The organism is Lentzea roselyniae, assembly GCF_039537795.1.
Classification (GTDB): domain Bacteria; phylum Actinomycetota; class Actinomycetes; order Mycobacteriales; family Pseudonocardiaceae; genus Lentzea; species Lentzea atacamensis.
The window spans coordinates 55,581-76,057 of sequence record NZ_BAABBE010000014.1 but is presented as its reverse complement, the minus strand read 5'-3'; the positions used below and the strand labels follow the sequence as shown (position 1 = coordinate 76,057).

Here is a 20,477-nt window from a genome sequence, read left to right as displayed (position 1 = left end):
ATGCCCGTTCGGCAAGGGCCAGGGGCCCGGCTCCGCCACCCTGACCCGCCGACGGGCAGAGGCGCGACCGACCCCGGCAGCCGCCGCAGTGAATAGTCTTCGCTAGAGACCGAGTTCGAGTTTCACGGTCGCAACCTTGATCACCAGTCGCCGCGAGTTGTTCGCCACAGGCCGGAATCCATAGTGCTGATAAAATGCAGCCGCCTGGTCGTCGATCGCGTCCACCGCGATCAGTCGACCCGACACGATGTCAGCGGCCTCGACTGCCTTAGTCAGTGCGTCGTGCAGCAACTCGCCACCGTGCCCTTGGCCGTGCAGATCTTGGTCGAGGGCGAGCTTTGCTAGCAGGTATCCCGGGACCTCCGTGTTCAGTCCACCAGCAAGCTTCTGGCTCAGGCCTTCACGCGCGACAAGATGAGGAGTGATCGCGTAGTAGGCCACCACGCGATCACTACCTATCGGTGTCCACACGTAGGTCCTAGCCGTACCGCGTTTGCTCGCGTCCACGGCATGAACCTTGAGCCACTCATTAAGAGCAGTGACACCACAGTCGAACTCCATGAGTTCGTGCTGCTCATCAAGCGGTGAAGATGCCCAGTCGTTCACTTGCGCACGTACCCCCGATAACCAGAATTCAGTTTGGCTAGGTTCGGCGCTCGATCGGCCACGTCCAGTGCAGCCATGAGTTCATCAAACTGCTCAGCAGGCATGATCGTTACGTCGGCACGGGTTAGCACCTTGTCCGCTGCGTTAGCAGCAGCCTCGACGACGAACGAGCTCGTAGTCTGCCTGTTCAGTTCAGCTGCCCGCTCAACACGGGCTTTCACAGCTGGATCTAGCCGTACCTCCAAGCGCGCTTCCTTGATCGACATACAGCCCCTCCGACAGCGTTTATACGGGAACGCCACATCGAGTGTACGGCACTTGTACGGACAGAGCGAGGGGTCATGGTGTCGCCTAGGCGACAGGAGGTACTCAGGTACGTCTAGCTGCGCGACGCATCCAGGCCCGCCATAGGCCCTGCGAACAGGGGAAACACGCCCACACGGGCCCGGACAGAGAGTCCCCCGCCACCCCTGCTCCCGGCAATCGTTTAACACCTGGAGGGGTGTGCCAAGAGCGCTTCGCGTCGCTGCGCGATGGCCTACGGCCACTCTTGACACACCCCTCCAGGAGCTAAGCGCAGCAGGGACAAGGGGACCGGGGAGGAGTGGTCGCCACATGCAACGGTGACGATCTTGCGGTTACCTGCGATAGAGACAGACGTCAGCGACAGTGCTGACGGGCCGTGCGCCGAGAGGAGCTCCCATGAGCGAGGAACGCGCTGTTCGGATCATGAACGCCATCGGCGGTGACTTCCATGGACCTAGCTCCGACCTCATTTGGCGTATCGAGACTCTGCTTGGCGCAGAAGACGAGGTCTACGTCGATGCACGATTGATGTCCTTCGACGGCACTCACGGCGGGGTAGCCGTGGTTCTCACGCCAACCCGCGTGATTCATGCGAAGTGGTCAGCTCCAGCTCAGCGTGACGGTCGTCAGTCAACCGCACGTGTCGAGACATGGGCACGGAAGGGCTTGCTGACCGCAAGCATTGACGCCGGCCAGGAAGGCGACGGGGTCAACGCAGACGGTGACTGGGCACGCGACTGGGGAGAGGATTGGCCGTACGGCGGCGTGCTGAGCCTCTGGTACGAGGGGCGCGAGCAACCGCTTAAGCTCCCACTCGACAGCAGGACTTCCCGCAGGAAGCACTTCCGAACGCTCTTGCCTGCTCTTCTAGCTGATCTCAGTCAGTAGCACAGACGAAGATCGTTTCCAGTGGTTATCTAGGTCAAACGACGCCAGACAACCACCAACGACCGTCCAAACTGACCCTCCAGATTCGCGATCCGCGCACGTCAGGGGCTACGACGGCAGACGACCACGAACACCGCGAGATGTGGCTCTCTAATCCCGAGGTCGCAGGTTCGAATCCTGCCGGGGGCGCTCCACGAAGTGGCCTCTGACCTGCATGGACAGGTCAGAGGCCGTTTTCTTTTCGATCTTGCGTCTGGTGGAGTAGCGAGGGATCAGCACCGGCTGCACCAGCCGGCGCCGTTCCACACCGGTGCGCGCGTTGATCAGAGCGATCAGCAGGTCGACCGCCTCATCCCCCACCCGGTCCGGCCGGAGGCTGACCGTGGTGACGGCCGGAGTCGTCGTCGCGTAGTCCGGATCTTCGCTGATGCACGCCACCAGCAGGTCCCGCGGCACCCGGAGCCCGTGCTGCCGGGCGGCGGCGAGGATGTTGTGGCCTGAGTCGGAGTAGACGCCGACGATGGCGTCGGGTCGCGGATCGCGGTTGAGCAGCCGGCCGACCGCGTCGCGTTCGGTCGTGAAGTAGTCGGGCAGTGAGGCGTACTCCTCGACGAGGGCGGGCAGGTCTCGTTCGGCGCACCAGGACGCGTAGGTGCGGCCGATCAGGTGGGGGTACGCGTCGTCGTGGAGGGGCTGGGTCAGGCCGATGTGGCGGGCACCGGCCTTGGTGAGGTGGTCCAGCAGGAGGCGCAGTGCCGCGTCGTGGTCGGCGTCCACCCACGCGTCGCCGCAGCGGGGTTCGGGTGGGCGGCCGTCGCTGACGATCGGGATGCCGCGCTCGCGCAGGAGGGCGCGCACCGGGTCGTCGGCTCGTGGTGCCACGTGGATGACGCCGTCCATCGGCGTGTTCAGCCACATGCACGGCGACAGTGAGCTCGGCATCACCATGAGCATGTAGCCGCGTTCGTGGGCCGCTGCCATCGCGCCCAGCGCGAGCTGGGCGAAGTACGGGATTTCGGTGTACGGGACGGGGAGGTCGCCGTACGTCGTCATCGTCAGGCGGCACCTCCCGGTCGGGAGCCGTGCGTTCGTCGAGGGGCCGTACGGGGCCGTTCACCTCGTTGCATCGGACGCGGCCCGGCGCGCTGCTCATCGCCGGAGGGGTGGGGATCACGCCGATTCGGGCCCTGCTGGAGGAGGAATCGGCCGGCGACGTGGTCGTGCTCTACCGGGTGCGCAGCGAGAGCGACGCCGTGCTGGCCGACGAGGTGCGGGCACTGGTCGAGGAGCGCGGCGGGCGTCTGCACCTGCTCACCGGTCGCACGGCGGAAGGGCTTTCGCCGTTCGAGCCGGAGAGTCTCCGTGCCCTGGTCTCCGACATCACCGAACGGGACGTGTACGTCTGCGGCCCGCCCGCGATGACCTCGGCCGTGCTCAGCTCCCTGCGCGCGCTGAAGGTTCCCCGCCGGCAGGTGCACTCCGAGCGGTTCGGCCTGGCCTGACGAGCGACGGCGGAAGGGCTGGTTAACCTGCCGTGTGGACAAGACGCGGTTGGGCATCGGGCTGGTCATCGGCGTGCTCGTGGTGCAGACGCTGGCCTGTCTGGTGTGGAGTCCTGATGCGACGCTGACCGGGATCGGTCTCGCCTTCAACGCGGTGGCCGCGGTGTCGGCCGGGTTGTTCGTGCGGCGGGGCGGGCGGGCTGCCTGGGTCGTGGCCGGGTGGTGCGCCGGGTTCTTCGGCTGGCACGTGGCGGGGCTCGGCGAGCTGGCCGGCTGGTGGACGACCGGGATGGACGCGGCGTTTCTCGTGGCGTCGCAGTACCAGGTCTCGGTCGTCTACCAGGCGGTGATGGCCACGGCGGCCGGGTTCGCCGTGCACCTGTTGTTGCCTCGGCGCTAGCGCCAGGTGTTGGCCACGTAGGTGTCGAAGCTGGTGGCCGGGCGACCCAGCAGGCGGCTGACGTCGTCGGTCGGGGTGGCGAGCAGGCCGTCGCGCATGGCCTCGAACATGCCGTTCAGTTCGGCTGTCTCCTCCTCGGAAACGCCGTAGGACAGCAAAGTCTCGCGGTACTCGGCCGGGGTCAGCTTGACCAGTTCGATGGTCGGGGAGATCTTCTGCAGCGCCGCGGCGAAGGTGATCGCTTCGGGGCCGGTCAGGTTGTAGGTCTGGCCGTCGTGTTCGCCGTCGGACGTCAGGACGACCGCCGCCACCTCGGCGATGTCCTGGACGTCCACGAACGGTTCCGGCGTGTCGTCGACCGGGAGGGACAGGCGGCCGGCCCGGACCTCGGACTCCCAGATCTCCTCGGAGAAGTTCTGGTTGAAGTTGTTGGCGCGCAGCACGGTCCAGGACAGGTCGCTGGCGTGCAGTGCCCGTTCCGTCGCGGCCATGCCCTGGAACAACTGCTCGGGGGTCTCGTCGAGGCCCCGGCCGGAGAGGGCGACGAGACGGCGGACGCCTTCGGCCTGGGCCAGTTCGACGAACGGGGCAGCCGCGGCCGGGTCGGACGGGGCGATCACGTAGGCCGCGGTGACGCCGTGCAGGGCCGGTTTCCAGGTGGACTCGTCGGACCAGTCGAAACGGATCGCGCTGGAGCGGGAGACCGGGCGGACCTCGACGCCGGACTCTTCGAGGGTGCGGACGACGCGGCGGCCGGTCTTGCCGGTCGCGCCGATGACCAGGATCTCTTGTGACATGGGACCAAGCCAACGCGACGGGGCCGCGATCGACCATGGGTGAAAGTTCATCGATGATGTTCGATCGTTCTTCACTATCCTGGGTGGCATGGAGGCGTTCGACGAACTGCTCCGCGAAGTGCGCGCGGATGGTGCTGGGGTGCGTCGGGTCGAGGTGGCCGGGAGGGAGGTGGTCTCGGGCCTCACGTTGTACGCGGTGGCGTCGGGTTCACTCCGGGTCCTGGACCAGACCGCGAAGGCCGGGGACATCGTTGTGGTGCAGGGAACCGTTGCCGTGGAAGGGCGTGCGACGGTCATCAGCGGTACGTACGACGTGGTGGGGGCAGTGGCGCGCCGGCTCACGGCGGTGTTGCCCGCCGCGTTGGTCGCGCCCGGATCCGACGAGTGTGCGGACTTCTACTCGAACGTCGGCACCGCGTGGCCGGGTGTGGTGGCGGATCGGCTGCTGGACTGGATGATGGTGTGCGCGCTGCGGGAGTGGTTCGACCGCGAGCACGGCACCGGGTGGCTGGCGGCGCTCGGGGACGAGGTGGTCGGGCCGGTCCTGCGGGCGATGCACGCGGAGCCGGCACGGGCCTGGACGCTGGCGTTGCTGGCCAAGGAGGCAGGGGTGGCGCGGACGACGCTCGCCGGGCGGTTCGCGCGGCTGGTCGGGGTGCCGCCGCTGACGTACCTGACCGAGTGGCGGATGGCCCTGGCCGCGGACTTGCTGACGGAGTCTTCCGCGACGGTGGCCGCGGTGGCGCGGCAGGTCGGGTACGCGGACGCGTTCGGGTTCAGCGCCGCGTTCAAGCGCGTGCAGGGCGTGAGCCCTAGCGAGTGCCGCAGCCGGTGCGTCGCGACTGCGTGACGTCCAGGCAGCAGCGGACGAACTCGGCGGCGGCCTCACCGGCGTCCGGCAGCCAGGCGACGCCGACCTCACTGGGACTGATGCCGGTCACCGGTACGCAGTCCACGATCTCGTCCCGGTGAGCCAGCGGATGAGCGGAAGACAAGGCCGCGCAACGAGGTTCGGTGAACAACGACCGGACGCCGAACGCATCCTGGCCGGGGAAGGGCAACCGCAGCACCGCGACGGGCACCTCGGCGCTGGCGAGGCCCGCGGTCGGGTCCGTCCACGACGCCTGCCGCAGGTCGACCTGCCAGTCCGGCCTGCGTCGCGCGAAGGCGGCGACGATGTCCGGCGTGGCCTCGTTCGCCGCACCGGCCAGGAAACCGACGCGCAGCACACGCGCGGCGCTCCTGGTGTCGCGCACCGCGGTGTCCCAGTCGGCGAGCACCGGTGGCACCCGCGCGGCGAGGGTGTGGCCGGCCTCGGTGAGCGTCATACCGGTGCTGGACCTGGTGAAGAGCCGCACGCCCAACTGTGATTCCAGGTGCTTCAGCTGCTTTGTGAGCGATGGTTGTGACACGAAGAGCCGATGCGCCGCGCGCGTGAGGTTGCCCTCCTCGGCGATGGCGGCGAAGTACCGCAGCAGTCTCGTGTCCACGTCCATGCCGTCAGGTTATGGAGATGGACATCAACCTCAGGTGAGCACACGAGAGAGTTGGTGATCTACCAAGTCTTCCGCAGCTTCCGGCGTGACCTGACCTATCAGCACCTGAAGCATCAGGCCGTCGACGAACGCCAGCAACGCCATCGCGTCCCGCTTCGGATCACCGCCGGGACGCACCGCGGTGATCATCCCCACCAGCCACGCCACCATCTGCTCGTTGCCCTCGTGCAACGGCACTCCGAGACGCGGCTCGACCACGGCCTGCGCCAGGAACGCCGCGAGCACCGGGGCCTCCGCGCGGGCGGCGGGACTCAGGGGCAGGAGCTCGAGCAGGATCGCGCGCAGGTACTTCGCGGGGTCGTCCGAGTGCACCGCGCCCAGGCGGGCGGCCACGCGTTCGCTGATCAGGTCGAACGCGAACATCAGCATCTCGTCCACGGTCGCGAAGTAGTGCTGGACGCGCCCCATGGACACGCCCGCCTCCGCGGCCACGTGACGCAGGCTCACCGCGTTCAGGCCTCGTGCGGCGATCACCCGGCACACGGCGTCGCCGATCTGGCGGCGGCGTTCGTCGTGGTCGACCTGCTTGGGCATGCGACATCTCCAATGCGATCGCATTGCATCCTACGCACGACCTGTTTTACGATGCGTTCGCATTGCAAAAACGTCAGGGGGACGTCATGCAGCTCTGGGACTTCGCCGCACTCACCTACTACCGCGTGCTCGACCGGTTCGCAGGGACGCTCAACACGCTCGCGGTCGACAAGCTCGAACTGGAGCCCGGCGAGGCCGTGCTCGACATCGGGTGCGGGACCGGGGCGTCGATCCCCGCGCTCGTGGAAGCCGTTGGGCCGCAAGGACGTGTGGTCGCGATGGACTTCAGCCCGCGCATGGTGGCCATCGCCAGGAGACGGGCGGCGAAGTGGCCGAACGTCGAGGTGCGCCTGGCCGACGCGTGCAGCACCGACCACGGGGCCGGGGAGTTCGACGCGGCGGTGGCGCTCGGGACGTTCAGCGCGATGCCCGACGTGCCTGCGGCGATCGCGAACGCGGCCGACGCGCTGAGGCCGGGCGGGCGGTTGTTCGTGTTCGACGTGCGGCTGGCCAGGAAGACGCGGACGACCCGGTTCCTGCGGGCCGCCTACCGGAGGATCGCCGGGTTCACCGGCGCCGACGTCGTCGAGGAGCTCCGGAACGTGTTCGAGCGCGTGGAACCGGTGTTCCGGGTCGAAGGTGAGACCACCACGGTGGTCATGGCCAGGAAGCTCACGGATACGGCCACGGGTTCGGCGTGCACACCTTGCCGTCCTTCGGGATGACCGCGCCCTGGGGAACGCCGTTCGTGATGCGGACGATCTCGTCGTTGGACACGCTGAACGTCTGCTGCATCATCACCGGAGCGGGGGCACCCGAAACCTCGCAGGCGCGGTGGCCCTGGCCGAAAGCGTGGCCGGTTTCGTGGTTGACCACGTACTGGCGGTACGAGGTCAGGTCCGGGAGGAACGCGACGGCGCCGCGGAACCAGCGGGCTGCGCTGAGGAAGACGAGGCCGCCCTCCCGGCACGAGACGTCGACCGGGATTTCGTAACCGCACACGGCACGCGCGGTCTGCTGCGAGGTCAGCCTGATCCGCAGCGAGGCGGGGCCGGAGACGCGTTGGACCGAACGGGCGCCGCGCGCCGTCCAGCCGCGCGGGTCGGCGAGAGTCGCGTCCACGAAGGACGCGAAGGCCTGTTCGTCGACGGTGATGCCGTCCTCGACCTCGACGGCGTAGGTGCGCAGCGGGCCCGTGCCGACGACCGGACCCGATCCCGGGACCACGTGGAACGTGCCGGTGCCCGACACCGGGTATTCCGGGCCGTCGGGCAGCTCCGAACTGGAGGTGTAGACACGAGGTGGCGGGGCCGCGGAGGAAGGTGGGGCCGGAGAAGACGGGGCCGCGGAAGAAGGTGTGACGGAGGACGGCGTTGTGGTCGGGGCGGCCGCTGGGGAAGTTTCGCCTGCCAGTTGGGATGTCGTGAGCAACAGCGCGGTCAGTGCCGTCGCCCCCAGGACCAGGTGCACCTTCATGACGACAAGCCTCGCCGGAACTGATGAAGAACCTGTTTACGTTCCGCTTGACTGTCGTGAAGGACTGCATACTGCAGTGGTGTGTGCCCACATCCTCGTCGCCGAGGACAACGTTCACCAGGCGGAGCTCGTGCGCCGGTACCTCGAGCACGACGGGCATTCGGTGGTGGTCGTGCACGACGGCCGGGCGGCGATCGACGAGACGCGACGGCGGAACCCCGACCTGCTGGTGCTGGACGTGATGATGCCGCTGGTGGACGGCATCGACGTGATGCGCGCCATCAGGACCGAGTCGGACGTGCCGATCGTGCTGCTGACCGCACGGTCCACTGAGGACGAGGTGCTGCTCGGGTTCGACCTGGGTGCGGACGACTACATCACCAAGCCGTTCCGGCCGCGGCAGATGGTGGCGCGGGTGCGGACGATCCTGCGGCGCACCGGGCGGGCGCGCGAGACCAGCGCGACAGTGCTCAAGGTCGGCGACCTGACCATCGACCCCGTCCGGCACGAGGTGCACATCAAGGACGAGCTCATCAGCCTCACGCCCGCGGAGTTCCGGTTGCTCGCCAAGATGGCAGCGCAGCCGCAGCGGGTGTTCACGCGGGAGCAGTTGCTGGAGGACGGGTTCATCACGGCACGCACGGTCGACGTGCACATGATGAAGCTGCGGCGCAAGATCGAACAGGATCCGCGCCGGCCCGAGCGGCTGCTGACGGTCTACGGGATCGGGTACAAGCTCGCATGAAAAGCCTGCTGGTCCGGTTCTTCCTGTTCTCGCTGGTGATCGCGGCGTGTTCGATCGCGGTCACGGCGTGGCTCGCAAGCCAGGCGACGACCGGCACGATCCGCCAGCAGCAGGGTGAGGCGCTCGAGACGGACGCGCAGATCTTCGACGAGGTGCTGAAGTACGCGGCCACGCACGACAGCTGGGCGGGCGCACAGTCCGAAATGGACAAAATCGCGCGACAGCACGGCCGCCGCATCGCGCTGACCGACCACAACGGCAAGAAGCTCGTGGACACCGGCGACGCGAGCTCGCCACAGCTGCCCATCACCCCCAAGGCGATCGTCGACCCGCTCAACGTCAACGGCAAGATCGACCCGAGGGCGGTCGGGCCGTTCAAGCTCACCGACAAGGAGCACGACAAGCTGCACGCCTATGCCACGCAACTCTCCTCGTGCAACCCGCACATCAAGATCGTGGAGGCGCCCAACGGGCGGCCGCGGCTCTCCAACGACGAACCCGGCCGGCCCTCGTTGTGGGAGCAATGTGAAGTGGGCAACCGGCTTTACACGCTCACGGCGACGGAGATCGCCGCGTACGGGGAGCTGCAGACGCTGTTCTCGGAGTGCCTCGCCACGCTGCCGGGAGACCCGCAGATCCTGAGCAAGAGGCCGCCCCAGGTGACGTTCGACTGGGAGATCACGACGGTCCGCGACTCCTCGCCGGAGGTGGGCGCGTGCATGGAGACCGCGCGGCGCACGCAGCTGGAGCCGTACGTCGCCGACCAGGCCCAGCTGTTCCTCACCCCGCTGACCGGCGAGGAGCCGAGGTCGATCGACCTGTCGACGACCGGCGTCACGCGGATCACGCTGGTGGCACTGGGAATCCTCGCGCTGGCGGGGTTCGCGTCGTGGATCACCGCGACGCAGCTGGTGCGGCCGATCCGCGCGCTCACCGCCGCCACCAAGCGCACCGCGGAGGGCGACCGCACCGCGCGGGTGGACGGCGGCGCGGGCGAGATCGGTGAGCTGGCCAAGTCGTTCAACGCGATGTCCGAGAAGCTCGCCGAGACCGAACGGCAGCGGCAGGCGTTGGTCAGCGACGTCGCGCACGAGCTGCGCACGCCGCTGGGCAACATCACGGGCTGGCTGGAGGCGACGCAGGACGGGCTGGCGGAACCCGACCCCCACCTGATCGACATGCTGCTGGAGGAGTCCCTTCTGCTGCAACGACTCGTGGACGACCTGCACGACCTGGCGCAGGCCGACGCCGGCACGCTCAAGCTCCACCGGGAACCGATCGCGCTGGACGACGTCGTGGACCAGGTCGTCAACGCGCAGCAGAACCGCGAGATCCTGCTGCGCGCCGAAACCACGCCGGTGCACCTCACCGCGGATCCGGTGCGGCTGCGGCAGGCGCTCGGCAACCTCGTCGCGAACGCCGTCCGCTACACCGCACCCGGTGGTGAGGTCGTCGTGAAGCTGTTCCAGGTCAAGGACAGGGCGGTGCTCGAAGTAGCCGACACCGGCAGCGGCATCGCACCGGACGACCTGCCGCACGTGTTCGACCGGTTCTGGCGCGCGGACAAGTCCCGCAGCCGCACCACGGGCGGCAGCGGGCTCGGCCTCGCGATCACCCGGCACCTCGTGGAAGCCCACGGCGGCACGGTGTCGGTGACCAGCGAGCTCGGTGAGGGCTCGGTGTTCCGCATCGAACTGCCGCTCAGCCACCAGCGGTGATCAGGTCCATGTTGATCATTCCGGCGGCCTGGGCACCCTGCGCGGCGGCGACGATCACGATCGCGGCCGGGTCGGTGACGTTGCCCGCCGCGTAGACGCCCGGCACGCTCGTGCGGCCCTTGTCGTCCGTGCGCACGAACGGACCGACCATCGTCTCCTCGGTCTCGGCGCCCAACGCCAGCAGGAACTCGTCGCGCGGTTTGACCGGCGCGGAGTAGACGAGCGCGTCGGCAGGGATGCGCCGCGAGCCCGAGATCACCGCGACCAGGCGGTCGTCCTCCACCTCGATGCCGTCCACCGACGGAACGTGCGTGACGTCGGCCGACCACTGCCGGACCAGCGCGACCTTCATCTCCTCGCCGAACACCACGAGCCGCTGGTCGCGGACCTCGTAGCCGTGGCAGTACGGGCAGCTGAAGACGTCGCGGCCCCAGCGGTCCCGCAGCAGGTCCGGCACCTCGTCGACCAGGCCCGTCGCGAACAGCAGCCGCTTCGCGTGCACGGTGCGCCCGGTCAGCTCGACCGCGAACCCGTCATCGAGCTTCGCGACACCGCGGACCGTGTCGTTGACGATCTCTCCGCCGTAGCCCTCGACCTCGGCGCGACCGTGCTTGAGCAGGTCCACCGGCGAGAGCCCGTCACGAGAGAGGTAGTTGTGCATGTGCGCGGCCGGCTTGTTGCGCGGCTCGGCACCGTCGACCACGAGCACGCTCCGGCGTGCCCTGGTCAGCATCAGAGCGGCACTCAGCCCGGCCGCTCCCCCACCGATGATCACCACTTCGTAGTCCATGACTGAACTGTGCGGTCGACAGGACAGTTTTGGCAACGTAAGTTGCCAATATGGCAACAACCGTGGGGCAGAGGCTCGCCGCGCTGCGAGCCGAGCACGACCTGACGCTGGCCGCGTTGTCCGAGATGACGGGCATCTCGAAGTCGACGCTGTCCCGGCTGGAGACCGACCAGCGCAAGCCGACGCTGGAGCTGCTGCTGCCGTTGTCGCGGACCTACCAGGTCTCGCTGGACGACCTCGTCGGCGCGCCGGAGGTCGGTGATCCACGCGTGGTGATGAAGCCGCGCGAGCTCGCCCACGGACGGGTCGGCATCCCGCTGACCAGGTCGATCGGGCCGCTGCAGGCGTGGAAGATGATCATCAAGGACCCGGTGCTGCACGAGCCGCGCGTGCACGAGGGCTACGAGTGGTTCTACGTGCTGAGCGGGCGGATCCGGCTGCGGCTCGGCGACAAGGAGGTCGTGCTGCGCGCCGGCGAGGTCGCGGAGTTCGACTGCCGGCAGCCGCACTCGTTCAGCAGCGCGGACGGCAACCCCGCCGAGATCATCAGCCTGTTCGGCAAGCAGGGAGAACGCATCCACACCCGCGCGGCGCCGCCGAAGGGGCCATAGTGGAGCCATGTGCCGAAACATCCGGGTGCTCCACAACTTCGAACCGCCGGCGACCTCCGACGAGGTGCAGGCCGCGGCGCTGCAGTACGTGCGGAAGGTGAGCGGGGCGGCGAAACCGTCGGCGGCCAACCAGGCCGCGTTCGACAAGGCGGTCGCGGCGGTGGCGGCGGCCACCCAGGAGCTGCTCGACGCGCTGGTGACGACGGCACCGCCGAAGGACCGTGAGGTCGAGGCGGCGAAGGCCAAGGCGAGGGCCGCGGAGCGGTACGGGCGCTAGTTCCGGACGCGGGTGTCCAGGTACATGCAGATCAGCTTGGCCGCGACGCCCGCGGAGCCGACGATGAACGCCTGGTCGGGACCGAGCGTGAGGGCGATGGTCCACAGCAGCAGCGCGATCAGCACGAGGATGACCGTCACCTGCACGGCGTGCGGCCACTGGGCGAGGTGGACGAGCCACCTCGTCGGCTGCCTCGGCTGCGGAACCTCCACGTCACCCGCACTATCGGGTGAACGCTCCGCCTTGACCGCCATCTCTCTCCTCGCTCCGTTTACTCCTGCTGGACCTATTCTCCTTAGTTGATCTTCTACGGAGTGTTACTTCCGCTCGTCGTGCGGTGAGCGTTGCGTGAGCATCGCCGAACGGCAGACGAACGGTCATCGACGTGATCGGTTGCCGGTCCGTCACCGTCCGTTTACAGAATGAGGTCCACGTCGCAACTTTGTGTGCCACCCAATCGGGTAATCGTTCTACCCTGCGTAATCGTTACACCGTTCGGAGCAGCCCCGTTTTTGTCAGACCCCTCGGATAACGTCAGGTGAAGAGAGCGGTACGAGGGGAGAAAACGTTGCCGGACAACAACGTCAGCGTCACCGCACTGTCGTTCACCGAGTACGTCATGAGCGGCCAGCGTGGACGCATCAACATCGTGTCGGAACAGCGGGGGATGTATCTGACCGACGACCCCAAGGTGTGCGGGTTCTACAACCCGATCCGCGACGCCATGCGACGAGCGGTCAACTCGACCGAACCTGAACTGGAGCTGAAGAAGGCGATTCTGGGCGCGAACCGGACCGGACAGCCGCGCGCGTTCGAGGAGATCGCGGACGGGTTCCTGCCCTGGCTGGCGTCGTTCAAGGCCACCGGGGTGCCGGTCGAACCGGCGACCTACCGGGTCGGCGACCTCACGCTGAAGGTCCGCCCGCACCTGGGGCTGCGCAAGAAGGACGGCTCCACCTACGCGGTGCTCGTGCACACCAAGGAGGTGCCGCTGACCAGGGAGGCCGCGAACGTCGGGCTGCGGATCCTGCAGCACACCATCTCCGACACGCTGCCGGGGGCCACGCCGATGGTGCTCGACGCGCGGCGCGGCAAGGCCTACCAGATGCCGGTGCGGACGAACCTGGGGAAGCTCGACGTGCTGATCGCCGCCGAGGCGATGGGCTACGTGACGCACTGGCAGCTGTCCGGCCTGTTCGAGTCGGTCCGGGCGGTGTAGGGCAACGGGCGACGCGGCCCGTCTGGGGGTCGGGCCGCGTCGCCCCCGTTCTGCCGGGGGCAGAGTCCTCGGCGCGGGCGGACGGGCTGAGGCAGTGTCGGGGACATGAGCACGACAGGCCTGGGGTTCAGCGGCGAGGTCGCCGGCTACTACGCGAAGTTCCGGCCCGGCTATCCGCCGCCGGTCATCGACGCGTTGGTCGCCGAACTCGGGCTGACCGGCGGCGACGTGGTGCTCGACCTCGGCTGCGGCACCGGCCAGCTCGCCGTCCCGCTGTCGGCACGTGTGCGGCGCGTGCTCGCGGTCGACCCGGAGCCGGACATGCTGGCCCATGCGCCGAAGTTGCCGAACGTCGAGTGGCGCGTCGGCTCGGACGCGGACGTACCGGAGCTCGGCCGGTTCGACGCGGTCGTGGTCGGGCAGGCGTTGCACTGGATGGACCACGAGCGGCTCTTCCGGCAGGCCAGGACGCGGAAGTTCGCGATCATCGCCAACGGGACGCCGTTGTGGCGGCAGCACCCGGCGATCCGGCGCGTGCTAGAAGAGTGGTTCGGCAAGCCGATGACGGCCGGCTGCGGCACCGACGCCGATGCGCGCCGTCGGTATGCGGACGCACTGCGCGAAACCGGCCACGAACCTCGCGAGTGGACCGTGAGCTACTCGCACGAGCACACGATCGAAGAACTGGCGGGCAGCCTGTTCTCCGCCATGTCACCGAACACCCTGCCGGAACCGCACGAACGCCCGCAGTTCCAGGAGAGGCTCCGCGAGGCGATCGGGAACGACAGCTACGTCGAGCCGATCACGGTGGTGGTGATCAGCACGCCTTGAGCATCGAGGCCAGCGCGTCGTGCTCGGCCTGGTCCGCGGTGAGCTTGTAGGTGATCTTCACCGAGATCCAGTGCTGCGCGTAGGTGCACCAGTAGGCCTGTGCCGGCGGCTTCCACTTCGCCGGGTCCTGGTCACCCTTGGCGCGGTTGGACTTCGCGGTCACCGCGATGAGCTGGATGCCACCGAGATCGTTGGCGAACGTCTTGCGCTCGTCGTCGGTCCACTTGTCCGCCCCGGAGCGCCACGCCTCGGCCAGCGGCACCATGTGGTCGATGTCCGCCTCACCGGCGTCCCTGATCACCACGTTGTCGTAGGCACTGTTCCAGGTGCCGGAGACCGCCTTGCAGTCCTTGTCCGACTTGACGTCGGCGCCCTGGCGCTGCAGCACGATCTCCCTGGTGTCGCAGGAGTTTCCCTGCGAGGACCAGTGCGGGAAGCGGTCGCGGCTGTAGCCGGCCATCTTGCCCTCCGGCGCGATCGTCAGCGCGCCGAGATCGGACGAACCGACCGGAGCGGACCCGGTCGGCGCCGGCGGATTCTCCTTCGAGGACTGGAGATTCGTCAGGTACCAGCCCAGTGCCACGAGCAGCACGAAGACCACCAGTGACGTCACCGCCGCGCGATTCATGCGCTCATGATCGAGCATGCCGATCACGGACCGATCAACCGGCCTGTGATCGGCATGTCGTCGTCATGGACGCGACGTCAGGTACCCGCCCATGTTCTTGAAGTACTCGTGCGCTTTGAGCTCGGTGCCGTCGGCGGTCCGAACCTTCTTGACCAGCAACGCCTTGCTGCGCCCGCGCCGGGCCTCGGCACCGGCGACGATCGCCACGCCGTCGCCCTCGCGGTAGAAGATCCGGCCGGGAGTGCCGCCGTACACGGCCTGCGACACGTCCGCCTCGATGATCTCGAGACGTCGGCCGCGGTGGAAGCAGAACGCGCTCGGGTACGGCGCACACTGCGCGCGCACGAGCCGGTCCAGCTCCTCCGCGGTCCAGGTGAAGTCGATCCGCAGGTCCTCCTCCGCGCGCTTGTGGAAGAACGAGGCCTGCGAACGGTCCTGCTTGGTGAAGTCGGTGCGGCCGGAGGCGATCTCGGCGAGACCGTCGACGGTGATCGGGCCGAAGAGCTCCAGCGTCTTGGCGAACAGGTCCGCCGTCGTGTCGCGCGGGCCGACCGGGACCGCGCGCTGCAGCACGATGTCACCGGCGTCGAGCGTCTCGTCCATCATGTGCGCCGTCACGCCGACTTCCTTCTCGTCGTTGAGCAGCGCCCAGATCAACGGAGAGAAGCCCGCGTACTTCGGCAGCAACGAGTCGTGCACGTTCAGCGTCCCGTGCTTGGGCAGCGCGAAGACCTGCGGCGGGATCCAGGTGCGCCAGTTGCAGGCGACGATCACGTCCGGCTCGGCGGCCTTGAGCTTGTCGAGCAGCTCCTGGTCCTCCGGCCGCTCGCGGACGATCACCTCGACACCGTTCTCACGGGCCAGGTCCTCGACGGAATCGCTCCAAATCTTCTCGTACGCGCCCTCACCCCTGGGGTGGGTGACCACCAGGACCACCTCGTGCTCGGACGCCAAAAGTGCCTGCAGGGTGCGATGACCCCAGGTCTGGAACCCGAACATGACGACCCTCACGGGGTTCCCTCCTTCACTTCGGTGAGATACGGTCAGGCTAACCTAACCGATGGCTTGCCAGGGCAGCTTAGGCTGCCCTAAGTTCGGTGCTCATGCATCCGATCTACGACATCGTCGGCATTGGGTTCGGTCCCTCGAACCTGGCGCTCGCCATCGCTCTGACCGAGCACAACGAGCAGGCCGGAACCCCTGTCACCGCGGTGTTTCTCGAACGCCAGGAAGCGTTCGGCTGGCATCGGGGCATGCTGCTCGACGACGCCACCATGCAGGTGTCGTTCCTCAAGGACCTGGTCACCATGCGGAACCCGACCAGCCGTTTCTCGTTCCTCTGCTATCTCAGGGACCGCGGCCGGCTCGTCGACTTCGTCAACCACAAGACGCTGTTCCCGCTGCGCGTCGAGTTTCACGACTACTTCGAGTGGGCGGCGGCGCAGGTCGACGACCTGGTCACCTACGGCGCCGAAGCCGTTGGCGTCGAAGCGATCCAGGACGAACTGTTCGAGGTGACCACGGCCACGGGTGACGTGTACCACGCACGCAACCTCGTCTTGGCCACCGGACTGCGGCCGTCCCTCCCGGACGGCGTCGAGCTGTCGGACCACGTGTGGCACAACAGCCAGTTCCTGCACCGGATCGGCGAACTCAAGGACCCGAAGCGCTGCGTCGTCGTCGGCGCCGGGCAGAGCGCCGCGGAAGCCGTGGCGCACCTGCACCGCGAGTTCCCGAACGCCGAGGTGTGCTCGGTGTTCTCCCGCTACGGCTACTCCCCCGCCGACGACAGCTCGTTCGCGAACCGGATCTTCGACCCCGAAGCCGTCGACCACTACTACGACGCACCGGACGCGGTGAAGCAGCGGTTGATGGACTACCACCGCAACACGAACTACTCGGTGGTCGACGTCGACCTCATCGCCCGGCTCTACCGCACCGCGTACCAGGAGAAGGTCCTCGGCACCGAGCGGCTGAAGATGATGAACCTGACCAGGCTCGTGGCGGTCGAGGAGTCCGGGTCCGGCGCGCGAGCGGTGGTCCAGTCGCTCGTCACCGGCGAGCAGGAGCTCATCGAGACCGACCTCGTGCTGCTCGCGACCGGCTACGACGAGGCCACGCCGGTCCTCGGTTCGCTGGACGAGACCTGCGCACGGGACGAGCAGGGCCGTCTGGTCGTGGGACGGGACTACCGCGTGCAGTCGTCGTTGCGCGGCGGCATCTACCTGCAGGGCGGTACCGAGCACTCCCACGGCATCACGTCGTCGCTCTTGTCCAACGTCGCGGTGCGTTCAGGTGAGATCCTGGCGTCCGTGCTGACCAACACCCCTGTGCCGGTCCTCGCGACGGCATGAAGCTCGACCTGAAGCTGACCGGCTGCCGGGCCATCACCATGGACCCGGCGCATCCCGCCGCGCACACGATCGGCATCTGGCAGGGCCGGATCGTGGGGATGGAGGAGCAGATCGAGAGCCTGCCCGCCGCCGAGACCGTCGACCTCGGCAACGCCGTGGTGCTGCCCGGTTTCATCGACGCGCACACGCACCTCGCGTGGAACGGCCGGCGCACGATCGACCTGACCGGGTTGACGACAACGGCCCAGGTGCTCGACCGCCTCGCCGGTGCTGCCGGTGAGGGGTGGATCGAGGCGTCCGGCTACGACCGCCGGATCATGGAGGTGCCGCTCACCGCCGCCGATCTCGACCGGATCAGCGCGGGCAGGCCGGTGTACGTCGCCGACCTGTCCGGGCACGCGTGCGTCGTGAACTCCGTGGTGCTCCACCAGCTTCCGGGCATCACCAGTGACGGCTGGCTGACCGAGAACGAGCAGCTGGCCGCGCGGTCGTTGCGGCTGCCGTACTCGCTCGACGAGATCACCGCCGAACTGCACGAGAGCGCGCGGCAGGTGCTGGCCGAGGGCGTGACGATGTGCGCGGAGGCGGGCATCGGCGCCGGGCTCATCGCGAGCAGCCCGCTCGAAGCCGCCGCATACCAACGCGCACAGCTGCCGATTCGCGTGCAGCTCATGGTTTCCGCGTACGTGCTGCACGACGTCGCCGCGGATCCGGCGGACGGGATCCCGCGGGCGATCGACCTCGGACTGCACACCGGGTTCGGCGACGACATGCTGTCGCTCGGCGGCCTCAAGCTGTGGACCGACGGCGGCATGATCGCGCGCACGGCCGCGTTGTCCGAGCCGTACATCGGCACGGACAACTCCGGTCAGCTCGCGGAGTCCGAGGAGTTCATGCGGGCGGCGATCGTCGACGGGCACCACGCGGGCTGGCAGCTCGCGATCCACGCGATCGGCGACCGCGCGATCGACTTCACGCTGGACGCGGTGGCGGAGGCACAACGGCGACGCTCGCGCGCAGACGCCAGGCACCGGATCGAGCACTGCGGCCTCGTGCGCCCCGACCAGCTCGAGCGGATCGCGGCCCTCGGCCTGATTCCTGTTGTCCAACCGACGTTTCTGTGGTCCTACGGTGACGACTACAGCGAGATCATGGGCCCGGAACGCGCAGCCTGGATGTACCGCGGGCGGTCGTTCCTCGACCACGGCCTCACCGTCGCGGGCAGCTCGGACCGGCCGGTCGCGGACGGGGCACCGTTGCGCGCCATCGAGTTCATGGTGCGGCGCCGCTCGTCTAGCGGCCGCGCGGTCGGACCGGACGAAGCGATCACCGTCGAGGAGGCGATCCGCGCGTACACGCTCGGCAGCGCCTACGCGTGCCGCAAGGAGCACGTGCTGGGCAGCATCACGCCGGGCAAGCTCGCGGACCTCGTGGTGCTCGGCGACGACCCGCGCACGAGCGACGCGATCGCCGACATCCCCGTGCTCGCCACCATGGTCGGCGGCACCCTCATGCCGCAGCGCTGAACTACCCCTCGGCGATCTTCTTGATCGCCGCCAGCCGCCGATCCCACTGGGAGGCGAGCGAGGCCATCCACGTGGCGGTGGCGTCCAGCGCGCCGGACCGGACGGAGAAGTTGTTCTCCCGGCCGGCCCGTTCGGACGCCACCAGCTCGGCCTTCTCCAGCACGGCGAGGTGCTTCACGATCGCCTGCCGGCTCACCGGCAGCTCCGTGGCGAGCGCGGACGCCGAGACCGGCCCCTTCGCGGCCACGAGATCGAGCACCCGGCGCCGCATCGGATCCGCGAGCGCGGCTAGAACGTCGTCGACCTGACTCACTTCTCCAGGTACTCCCGCAGCTCGTCCAACTCGTGGCCCCAGCCGTCGACGTTCCCGGACGCGTAGCGCTCCTGGTCCTCCGACGGCAGGTCGAGCTGCGTGAACCCGCTCTCCACGACCTGCAGCAACGTGCCGCCGTCCACCGGCGTGAGCGTGAACTCGACCAGCGTGGCGTTGCCGGGCACCGGATCCGGCCCGAGCGGACCCGACCAGCGCCACGAGAAGAACGACTCGGGCTCGACCTTCTCGATGATCGCACGCCCGGTGCCGTGCTCCGTCCACGTCAGCGTGACCTCACCACCGGGCTCGAGCTCCGACACCGTCGCTCCGGCGTCACCGAACCACGTGCCGAGGTGCTCGGCCGAGGTCAGCGCGGCCCAGACGCGCTGCTGCGACGCGTTGATCAGCACGTCGCGTTCGATCCGGTCCACGTCCACCTCCTGCAACCGAGCGGTTGCAGAAAAGACTACTGCAGGTGGAACGTGGCGGCCAGCGTGGTGAGCCGGTCGGTGATGTCCGCGTGGACGTTCGTGCGCCGAACCCAGTTCTGACACCCGCTCGCCGCCGACGGCGGCGGACCGAGCGGCGACACCGCGTCCGTCACCCCGTACTCCAGCCGGTACGCGAGCACCGCGATCGCCGACTCCAGCCAGAACGACGGATCCGGTGTGGGAATCTCCCCCAGCCCGACCCGGAACCACACGGGCATCCGCGCGTACTGCCCGAGCGCCTCGGAGATGCGCCGGGCGGCCGCGTCCTTGATCTCCCCGCGAGCCTTGTCCCCGGCCAGCACCGCCTCGGTGCGCCACTCCTCACCACTGGCGTCCTCATCGGCCGCCAACCGGTCAGCGGCCCGCTTCGCACTCGCCTCGTTGGCGTTGATGAGCCACTCCATCTGCCGAACCTCGTGCGAAAGCGCGTCCCGCTCGAACCGGGGCACCCGCCCACCGTCCAGCTTGGACCGAGCCTCGTCCCGCCGGGCCTTGAGCCCGTCGAACTCGAGCACCTCCTGCTTGAGCTCCACCCGAGCGGGATCCGCGAGGATCTCCTGTTCGGCGTCCCAAGCCTTGCGCAACGCCTCGACCAGCGGCGCGATGTCCCCCGCCACCGCATCAAGATCCGCCAGCGGCCCGTCCCCAGCACCGGACAGCCGCCTCTCCAGCACCGTCAACCGCGCGGTGACACGCTCCAGCTCCGCCGCCAGCTGTCCGACGTGACTGATCAACGTGGCGACCTGCGGCTCGACCACGTCGAGCCGTTCCTTCTCCGTGGGCACCCGACCAGCGAACCGGACCCCGGGCCCCCGGCCAAGGCACCGATCATCGAATGCACGCATTAGGGGCCAGACTTCCGCCCACCCGTGGCATTCGTCCCTCACGCACCGTCACGACAGTGGGTGA

Annotated in this window: 26 protein-coding genes and 1 pseudogene; 13 read left to right on the top strand and 14 right to left on the bottom strand. The window is 68.3% G+C overall.

Translation table 11 applies throughout. The features are described 5' to 3' along the window. Nucleotides 1-102 precede the first annotated feature (102 nt). Together ABFX45_RS25050 and ABFX45_RS25045 are read right to left on the bottom strand one after the other, a co-directional pair. Entirely contained in the window at nt 103-606 is a 504-nt protein-coding gene (locus tag ABFX45_RS25050) for a GNAT family N-acetyltransferase (RefSeq protein WP_346132285.1), read from the bottom strand. Further along, nucleotides 603-872: a type II toxin-antitoxin system TacA family antitoxin gene (locus tag ABFX45_RS25045; protein ID WP_346132283.1), complete on the bottom strand. Its 270-nt coding sequence runs from the start codon at nt 870-872 to the stop codon at nt 603-605. Before ABFX45_RS25045 ends, ABFX45_RS25050 begins: the two co-directional genes overlap by 4 nt. A 436-nt stretch (nt 873-1,308) precedes the next feature. Here ABFX45_RS25045 and ABFX45_RS25040 point away from each other — a divergent pair, with 436 nt between their 5' ends. Continuing rightward, entirely contained in the window at nt 1,309-1,800 is a 492-nt protein-coding gene (locus ABFX45_RS25040; protein WP_346132281.1) for a hypothetical protein, read from the top strand. Nucleotides 1,801-1,950: 150 nt separating this feature from the next. Here the strand turns inward: ABFX45_RS25040 and ABFX45_RS25035 are convergent, their stop codons facing one another. Continuing rightward, on the bottom strand, nt 1,951-2,853 hold the full coding sequence (locus ABFX45_RS25035) for a LacI family DNA-binding transcriptional regulator (protein ID WP_346132279.1): 903 nt from the start codon (nt 2,851-2,853) through the stop codon (nt 1,951-1,953). Between the two features lie 7 nt (nt 2,854-2,860). Between ABFX45_RS25035 and ABFX45_RS25030 the strand changes: the two are divergent. Together ABFX45_RS25030 and ABFX45_RS25025 are read left to right on the top strand one after the other, a co-directional pair. After that, a pseudogene (locus tag ABFX45_RS25030) lies at nt 2,861-3,302 on the top strand (ferredoxin reductase domain-containing protein); the annotation flags it as partial. 34 nt (nt 3,303-3,336) lie between these two features. Continuing rightward, nucleotides 3,337-3,702 (top strand): hypothetical protein, encoded by a 366-nt coding sequence (locus ABFX45_RS25025; RefSeq protein WP_109640757.1) that lies wholly within the window; start codon nt 3,337-3,339, stop codon nt 3,700-3,702. On the opposite strand, the gene ABFX45_RS25020 is transcribed toward ABFX45_RS25025, so the two are convergent. Continuing rightward, nucleotides 3,699-4,499 (bottom strand): NAD(P)H-binding protein, encoded by an 801-nt coding sequence (locus ABFX45_RS25020; RefSeq protein WP_109640756.1) that lies wholly within the window; start codon nt 4,497-4,499, stop codon nt 3,699-3,701. The two genes, ABFX45_RS25025 and ABFX45_RS25020, sit on opposite strands and share 4 nt — an antisense overlap. 88 nt (nt 4,500-4,587) lie before the next feature. Here ABFX45_RS25020 and ABFX45_RS25015 point away from each other — a divergent pair, with 88 nt between their 5' ends. Next, a complete protein-coding gene (locus tag ABFX45_RS25015) occupies nt 4,588-5,349 on the top strand; it encodes an AraC family transcriptional regulator (RefSeq protein ID WP_346132274.1) in 762 nt (253 codons plus the stop codon). On the opposite strand, the gene ABFX45_RS25010 is transcribed toward ABFX45_RS25015, so the two are convergent. Together ABFX45_RS25010 and ABFX45_RS25005 are read right to left on the bottom strand one after the other, a co-directional pair. Then, the gene (locus tag ABFX45_RS25010) at nt 5,312-5,995 is read right to left on the bottom strand and encodes a LysR family transcriptional regulator (RefSeq protein ID WP_109640754.1); all 684 of its coding nucleotides are present in this window, start codon (nt 5,993-5,995) and stop codon (nt 5,312-5,314) included. The genes ABFX45_RS25015 and ABFX45_RS25010 overlap by 38 nt on opposite strands. Nucleotides 5,996-6,025: 30 nt before the next feature. Next, entirely contained in the window at nt 6,026-6,589 is a 564-nt protein-coding gene (locus ABFX45_RS25005; protein WP_109640753.1) for a TetR/AcrR family transcriptional regulator, read from the bottom strand. Between the two features lie 86 nt (nt 6,590-6,675). Here ABFX45_RS25005 and ABFX45_RS25000 point away from each other — a divergent pair, with 86 nt between their 5' ends. Then, on the top strand, nt 6,676-7,314 hold the full coding sequence (locus tag ABFX45_RS25000) for a class I SAM-dependent methyltransferase (RefSeq protein WP_346132271.1): 639 nt from the start codon (nt 6,676-6,678) through the stop codon (nt 7,312-7,314). Here the strand turns inward: ABFX45_RS25000 and ABFX45_RS24995 are convergent. Further along, complete coding sequence (locus ABFX45_RS24995; RefSeq protein ID WP_346132269.1) at nt 7,262-8,065, bottom strand: DUF3152 domain-containing protein; 804 nt, start codon at nt 8,063-8,065, stop codon at nt 7,262-7,264. The genes ABFX45_RS25000 and ABFX45_RS24995 overlap by 53 nt on opposite strands. Nucleotides 8,066-8,144: 79 nt before the next feature. On the opposite strand from ABFX45_RS24995, the gene ABFX45_RS24990 reads away from it, so the two are divergent. After that, nucleotides 8,145-8,810, top strand: a complete 666-nt coding sequence (locus ABFX45_RS24990) for a response regulator transcription factor (RefSeq protein WP_109640870.1) — start codon at nt 8,145-8,147, stop codon at nt 8,808-8,810. Then, entirely contained in the window at nt 8,807-10,528 is a 1,722-nt protein-coding gene (locus ABFX45_RS24985; protein ID WP_346132267.1) for a sensor histidine kinase, read from the top strand. Before ABFX45_RS24990 ends, ABFX45_RS24985 begins: the two co-directional genes overlap by 4 nt. Here the strand turns inward: ABFX45_RS24985 and ABFX45_RS24980 are convergent. Further along, nucleotides 10,512-11,318, bottom strand: a complete 807-nt coding sequence (locus tag ABFX45_RS24980) for an NAD(P)/FAD-dependent oxidoreductase (RefSeq protein WP_109640749.1) — start codon at nt 11,316-11,318, stop codon at nt 10,512-10,514. The two genes, ABFX45_RS24985 and ABFX45_RS24980, sit on opposite strands and share 17 nt — an antisense overlap. A 50-nt stretch (nt 11,319-11,368) precedes the next feature. Here ABFX45_RS24980 and ABFX45_RS24975 point away from each other — a divergent pair, with 50 nt between their 5' ends. Continuing rightward, the gene (locus ABFX45_RS24975; RefSeq protein ID WP_109640748.1) at nt 11,369-11,929 is read left to right on the top strand and encodes a helix-turn-helix domain-containing protein; all 561 of its coding nucleotides are present in this window, start codon (nt 11,369-11,371) and stop codon (nt 11,927-11,929) included. Nucleotides 11,930-11,936: 7 nt separating this feature from the next. Beyond that, entirely contained in the window at nt 11,937-12,206 is a 270-nt protein-coding gene (locus tag ABFX45_RS24970; protein ID WP_109640747.1) for a DUF2277 domain-containing protein, read from the top strand. Here the strand turns inward: ABFX45_RS24970 and ABFX45_RS24965 are convergent. Then, nucleotides 12,203-12,460 carry a hypothetical protein gene (locus tag ABFX45_RS24965; RefSeq protein ID WP_109640746.1) on the bottom strand — a complete coding sequence of 86 codons (258 nt, stop codon included), beginning with the start codon at nt 12,458-12,460 and terminating at the stop codon, nt 12,203-12,205. The two genes, ABFX45_RS24970 and ABFX45_RS24965, sit on opposite strands and share 4 nt — an antisense overlap. Before the next feature lie 314 nt (nt 12,461-12,774). On the opposite strand from ABFX45_RS24965, the gene ABFX45_RS24960 reads away from it, so the two are divergent. Next, nucleotides 12,775-13,425 (top strand): hypothetical protein, encoded by a 651-nt coding sequence (locus tag ABFX45_RS24960; protein ID WP_233440129.1) that lies wholly within the window; start codon nt 12,775-12,777, stop codon nt 13,423-13,425. A 105-nt stretch (nt 13,426-13,530) separates the two neighbouring features. Continuing rightward, nucleotides 13,531-14,256 (top strand): methyltransferase domain-containing protein, encoded by a 726-nt coding sequence (locus ABFX45_RS24955; protein ID WP_346132263.1) that lies wholly within the window; start codon nt 13,531-13,533, stop codon nt 14,254-14,256. Here ABFX45_RS24955 and ABFX45_RS24950 read toward each other — a convergent pair. Together ABFX45_RS24950 and ABFX45_RS24945 are read right to left on the bottom strand one after the other, a co-directional pair. Next, the gene (locus tag ABFX45_RS24950; protein WP_109640868.1) at nt 14,243-14,884 is read right to left on the bottom strand and encodes an HNH endonuclease family protein; all 642 of its coding nucleotides are present in this window, start codon (nt 14,882-14,884) and stop codon (nt 14,243-14,245) included. The genes ABFX45_RS24955 and ABFX45_RS24950 overlap by 14 nt on opposite strands. Nucleotides 14,885-14,947: 63 nt before the next feature. Then, complete coding sequence (locus ABFX45_RS24945) at nt 14,948-15,895, bottom strand: methionyl-tRNA formyltransferase (RefSeq protein ID WP_109640744.1); 948 nt, start codon at nt 15,893-15,895, stop codon at nt 14,948-14,950. A gap of 92 nt (nt 15,896-15,987) precedes the next feature. On the opposite strand from ABFX45_RS24945, the gene ABFX45_RS24940 reads away from it, so the two are divergent. Further along, the gene (locus ABFX45_RS24940; RefSeq protein ID WP_346132480.1) at nt 15,988-17,238 is read left to right on the top strand and encodes a lysine N(6)-hydroxylase/L-ornithine N(5)-oxygenase family protein; all 1,251 of its coding nucleotides are present in this window, start codon (nt 15,988-15,990) and stop codon (nt 17,236-17,238) included. Further along, nucleotides 17,235-18,764, top strand: a complete 1,530-nt coding sequence (locus ABFX45_RS24935; RefSeq protein ID WP_346132260.1) for an amidohydrolase — start codon at nt 17,235-17,237, stop codon at nt 18,762-18,764. Before ABFX45_RS24940 ends, ABFX45_RS24935 begins: the two co-directional genes overlap by 4 nt. 1 nt (nt 18,765) lies before the next feature. On the opposite strand, the gene ABFX45_RS24930 is transcribed toward ABFX45_RS24935, so the two are convergent. The 3 genes from ABFX45_RS24930 to ABFX45_RS24920 are packed head-to-tail and all read right to left on the bottom strand — an operon-like array spanning nt 18,766 to nt 20,353. Continuing rightward, a complete protein-coding gene (locus ABFX45_RS24930) occupies nt 18,766-19,077 on the bottom strand; it encodes an ArsR/SmtB family transcription factor (RefSeq protein WP_109640742.1) in 312 nt (103 codons plus the stop codon). After that, on the bottom strand, nt 19,074-19,508 hold the full coding sequence (locus ABFX45_RS24925; protein WP_211337656.1) for an SRPBCC family protein: 435 nt from the start codon (nt 19,506-19,508) through the stop codon (nt 19,074-19,076). Before ABFX45_RS24925 ends, ABFX45_RS24930 begins: the two co-directional genes overlap by 4 nt. Before the next feature lie 35 nt (nt 19,509-19,543). Then, nucleotides 19,544-20,353: a hypothetical protein gene (locus tag ABFX45_RS24920; protein ID WP_109640741.1), complete on the bottom strand. Its 810-nt coding sequence runs from the start codon at nt 20,351-20,353 to the stop codon at nt 19,544-19,546. Nucleotides 20,354-20,477 lie beyond the last annotated feature (124 nt).

Bases quoted from the DNA above. Each gene is read 5' to 3' on its own strand.
- ABFX45_RS25000 (WP_346132271.1), top strand. From the start codon at position 6,676: ATGCAGCTCTGGGACTTCGCCGCACTCACCTACTACCGCGTGCTCGAC.
- ABFX45_RS25010 (WP_109640754.1), bottom strand. From the start codon at position 5,995: ATGGACGTGGACACGAGACTGCTGCGGTACTTCGCCGCCATCGCCGAG.
- ABFX45_RS24970 (WP_109640747.1), top strand. From the start codon at position 11,937: ATGTGCCGAAACATCCGGGTGCTCCACAACTTCGAACCGCCGGCGACC.
- ABFX45_RS24995 (WP_346132269.1), bottom strand. From the start codon at position 8,065: ATGAAGGTGCACCTGGTCCTGGGGGCGACGGCACTGACCGCGCTGTTG.
- ABFX45_RS24940 (WP_346132480.1), top strand. From the start codon at position 15,988: ATGCATCCGATCTACGACATCGTCGGCATTGGGTTCGGTCCCTCGAAC.
- ABFX45_RS25020 (WP_109640756.1), bottom strand. From the start codon at position 4,499: ATGTCACAAGAGATCCTGGTCATCGGCGCGACCGGCAAGACCGGCCGC.
- ABFX45_RS24980 (WP_109640749.1), bottom strand. From the start codon at position 11,318: ATGGACTACGAAGTGGTGATCATCGGTGGGGGAGCGGCCGGGCTGAGT.
- ABFX45_RS25035 (WP_346132279.1), bottom strand. From the start codon at position 2,853: ATGACGACGTACGGCGACCTCCCCGTCCCGTACACCGAAATCCCGTAC.
- ABFX45_RS24985 (WP_346132267.1), top strand. From the start codon at position 8,807: ATGAAAAGCCTGCTGGTCCGGTTCTTCCTGTTCTCGCTGGTGATCGCG.
- ABFX45_RS24975 (WP_109640748.1), top strand. From the start codon at position 11,369: ATGGCAACAACCGTGGGGCAGAGGCTCGCCGCGCTGCGAGCCGAGCAC.
- ABFX45_RS24935 (WP_346132260.1), top strand. From the start codon at position 17,235: ATGAAGCTCGACCTGAAGCTGACCGGCTGCCGGGCCATCACCATGGAC.
- ABFX45_RS25005 (WP_109640753.1), bottom strand. From the start codon at position 6,589: ATGCCCAAGCAGGTCGACCACGACGAACGCCGCCGCCAGATCGGCGAC.
- ABFX45_RS24950 (WP_109640868.1), bottom strand. From the start codon at position 14,884: ATGAATCGCGCGGCGGTGACGTCACTGGTGGTCTTCGTGCTGCTCGTG.
- ABFX45_RS24965 (WP_109640746.1), bottom strand. From the start codon at position 12,460: ATGGCGGTCAAGGCGGAGCGTTCACCCGATAGTGCGGGTGACGTGGAG.
- ABFX45_RS25015 (WP_346132274.1), top strand. From the start codon at position 4,588: ATGGAGGCGTTCGACGAACTGCTCCGCGAAGTGCGCGCGGATGGTGCT.
- ABFX45_RS25040 (WP_346132281.1), top strand. From the start codon at position 1,309: ATGAGCGAGGAACGCGCTGTTCGGATCATGAACGCCATCGGCGGTGAC.
- ABFX45_RS24955 (WP_346132263.1), top strand. From the start codon at position 13,531: ATGAGCACGACAGGCCTGGGGTTCAGCGGCGAGGTCGCCGGCTACTAC.
- ABFX45_RS25045 (WP_346132283.1), bottom strand. From the start codon at position 872: ATGTCGATCAAGGAAGCGCGCTTGGAGGTACGGCTAGATCCAGCTGTG.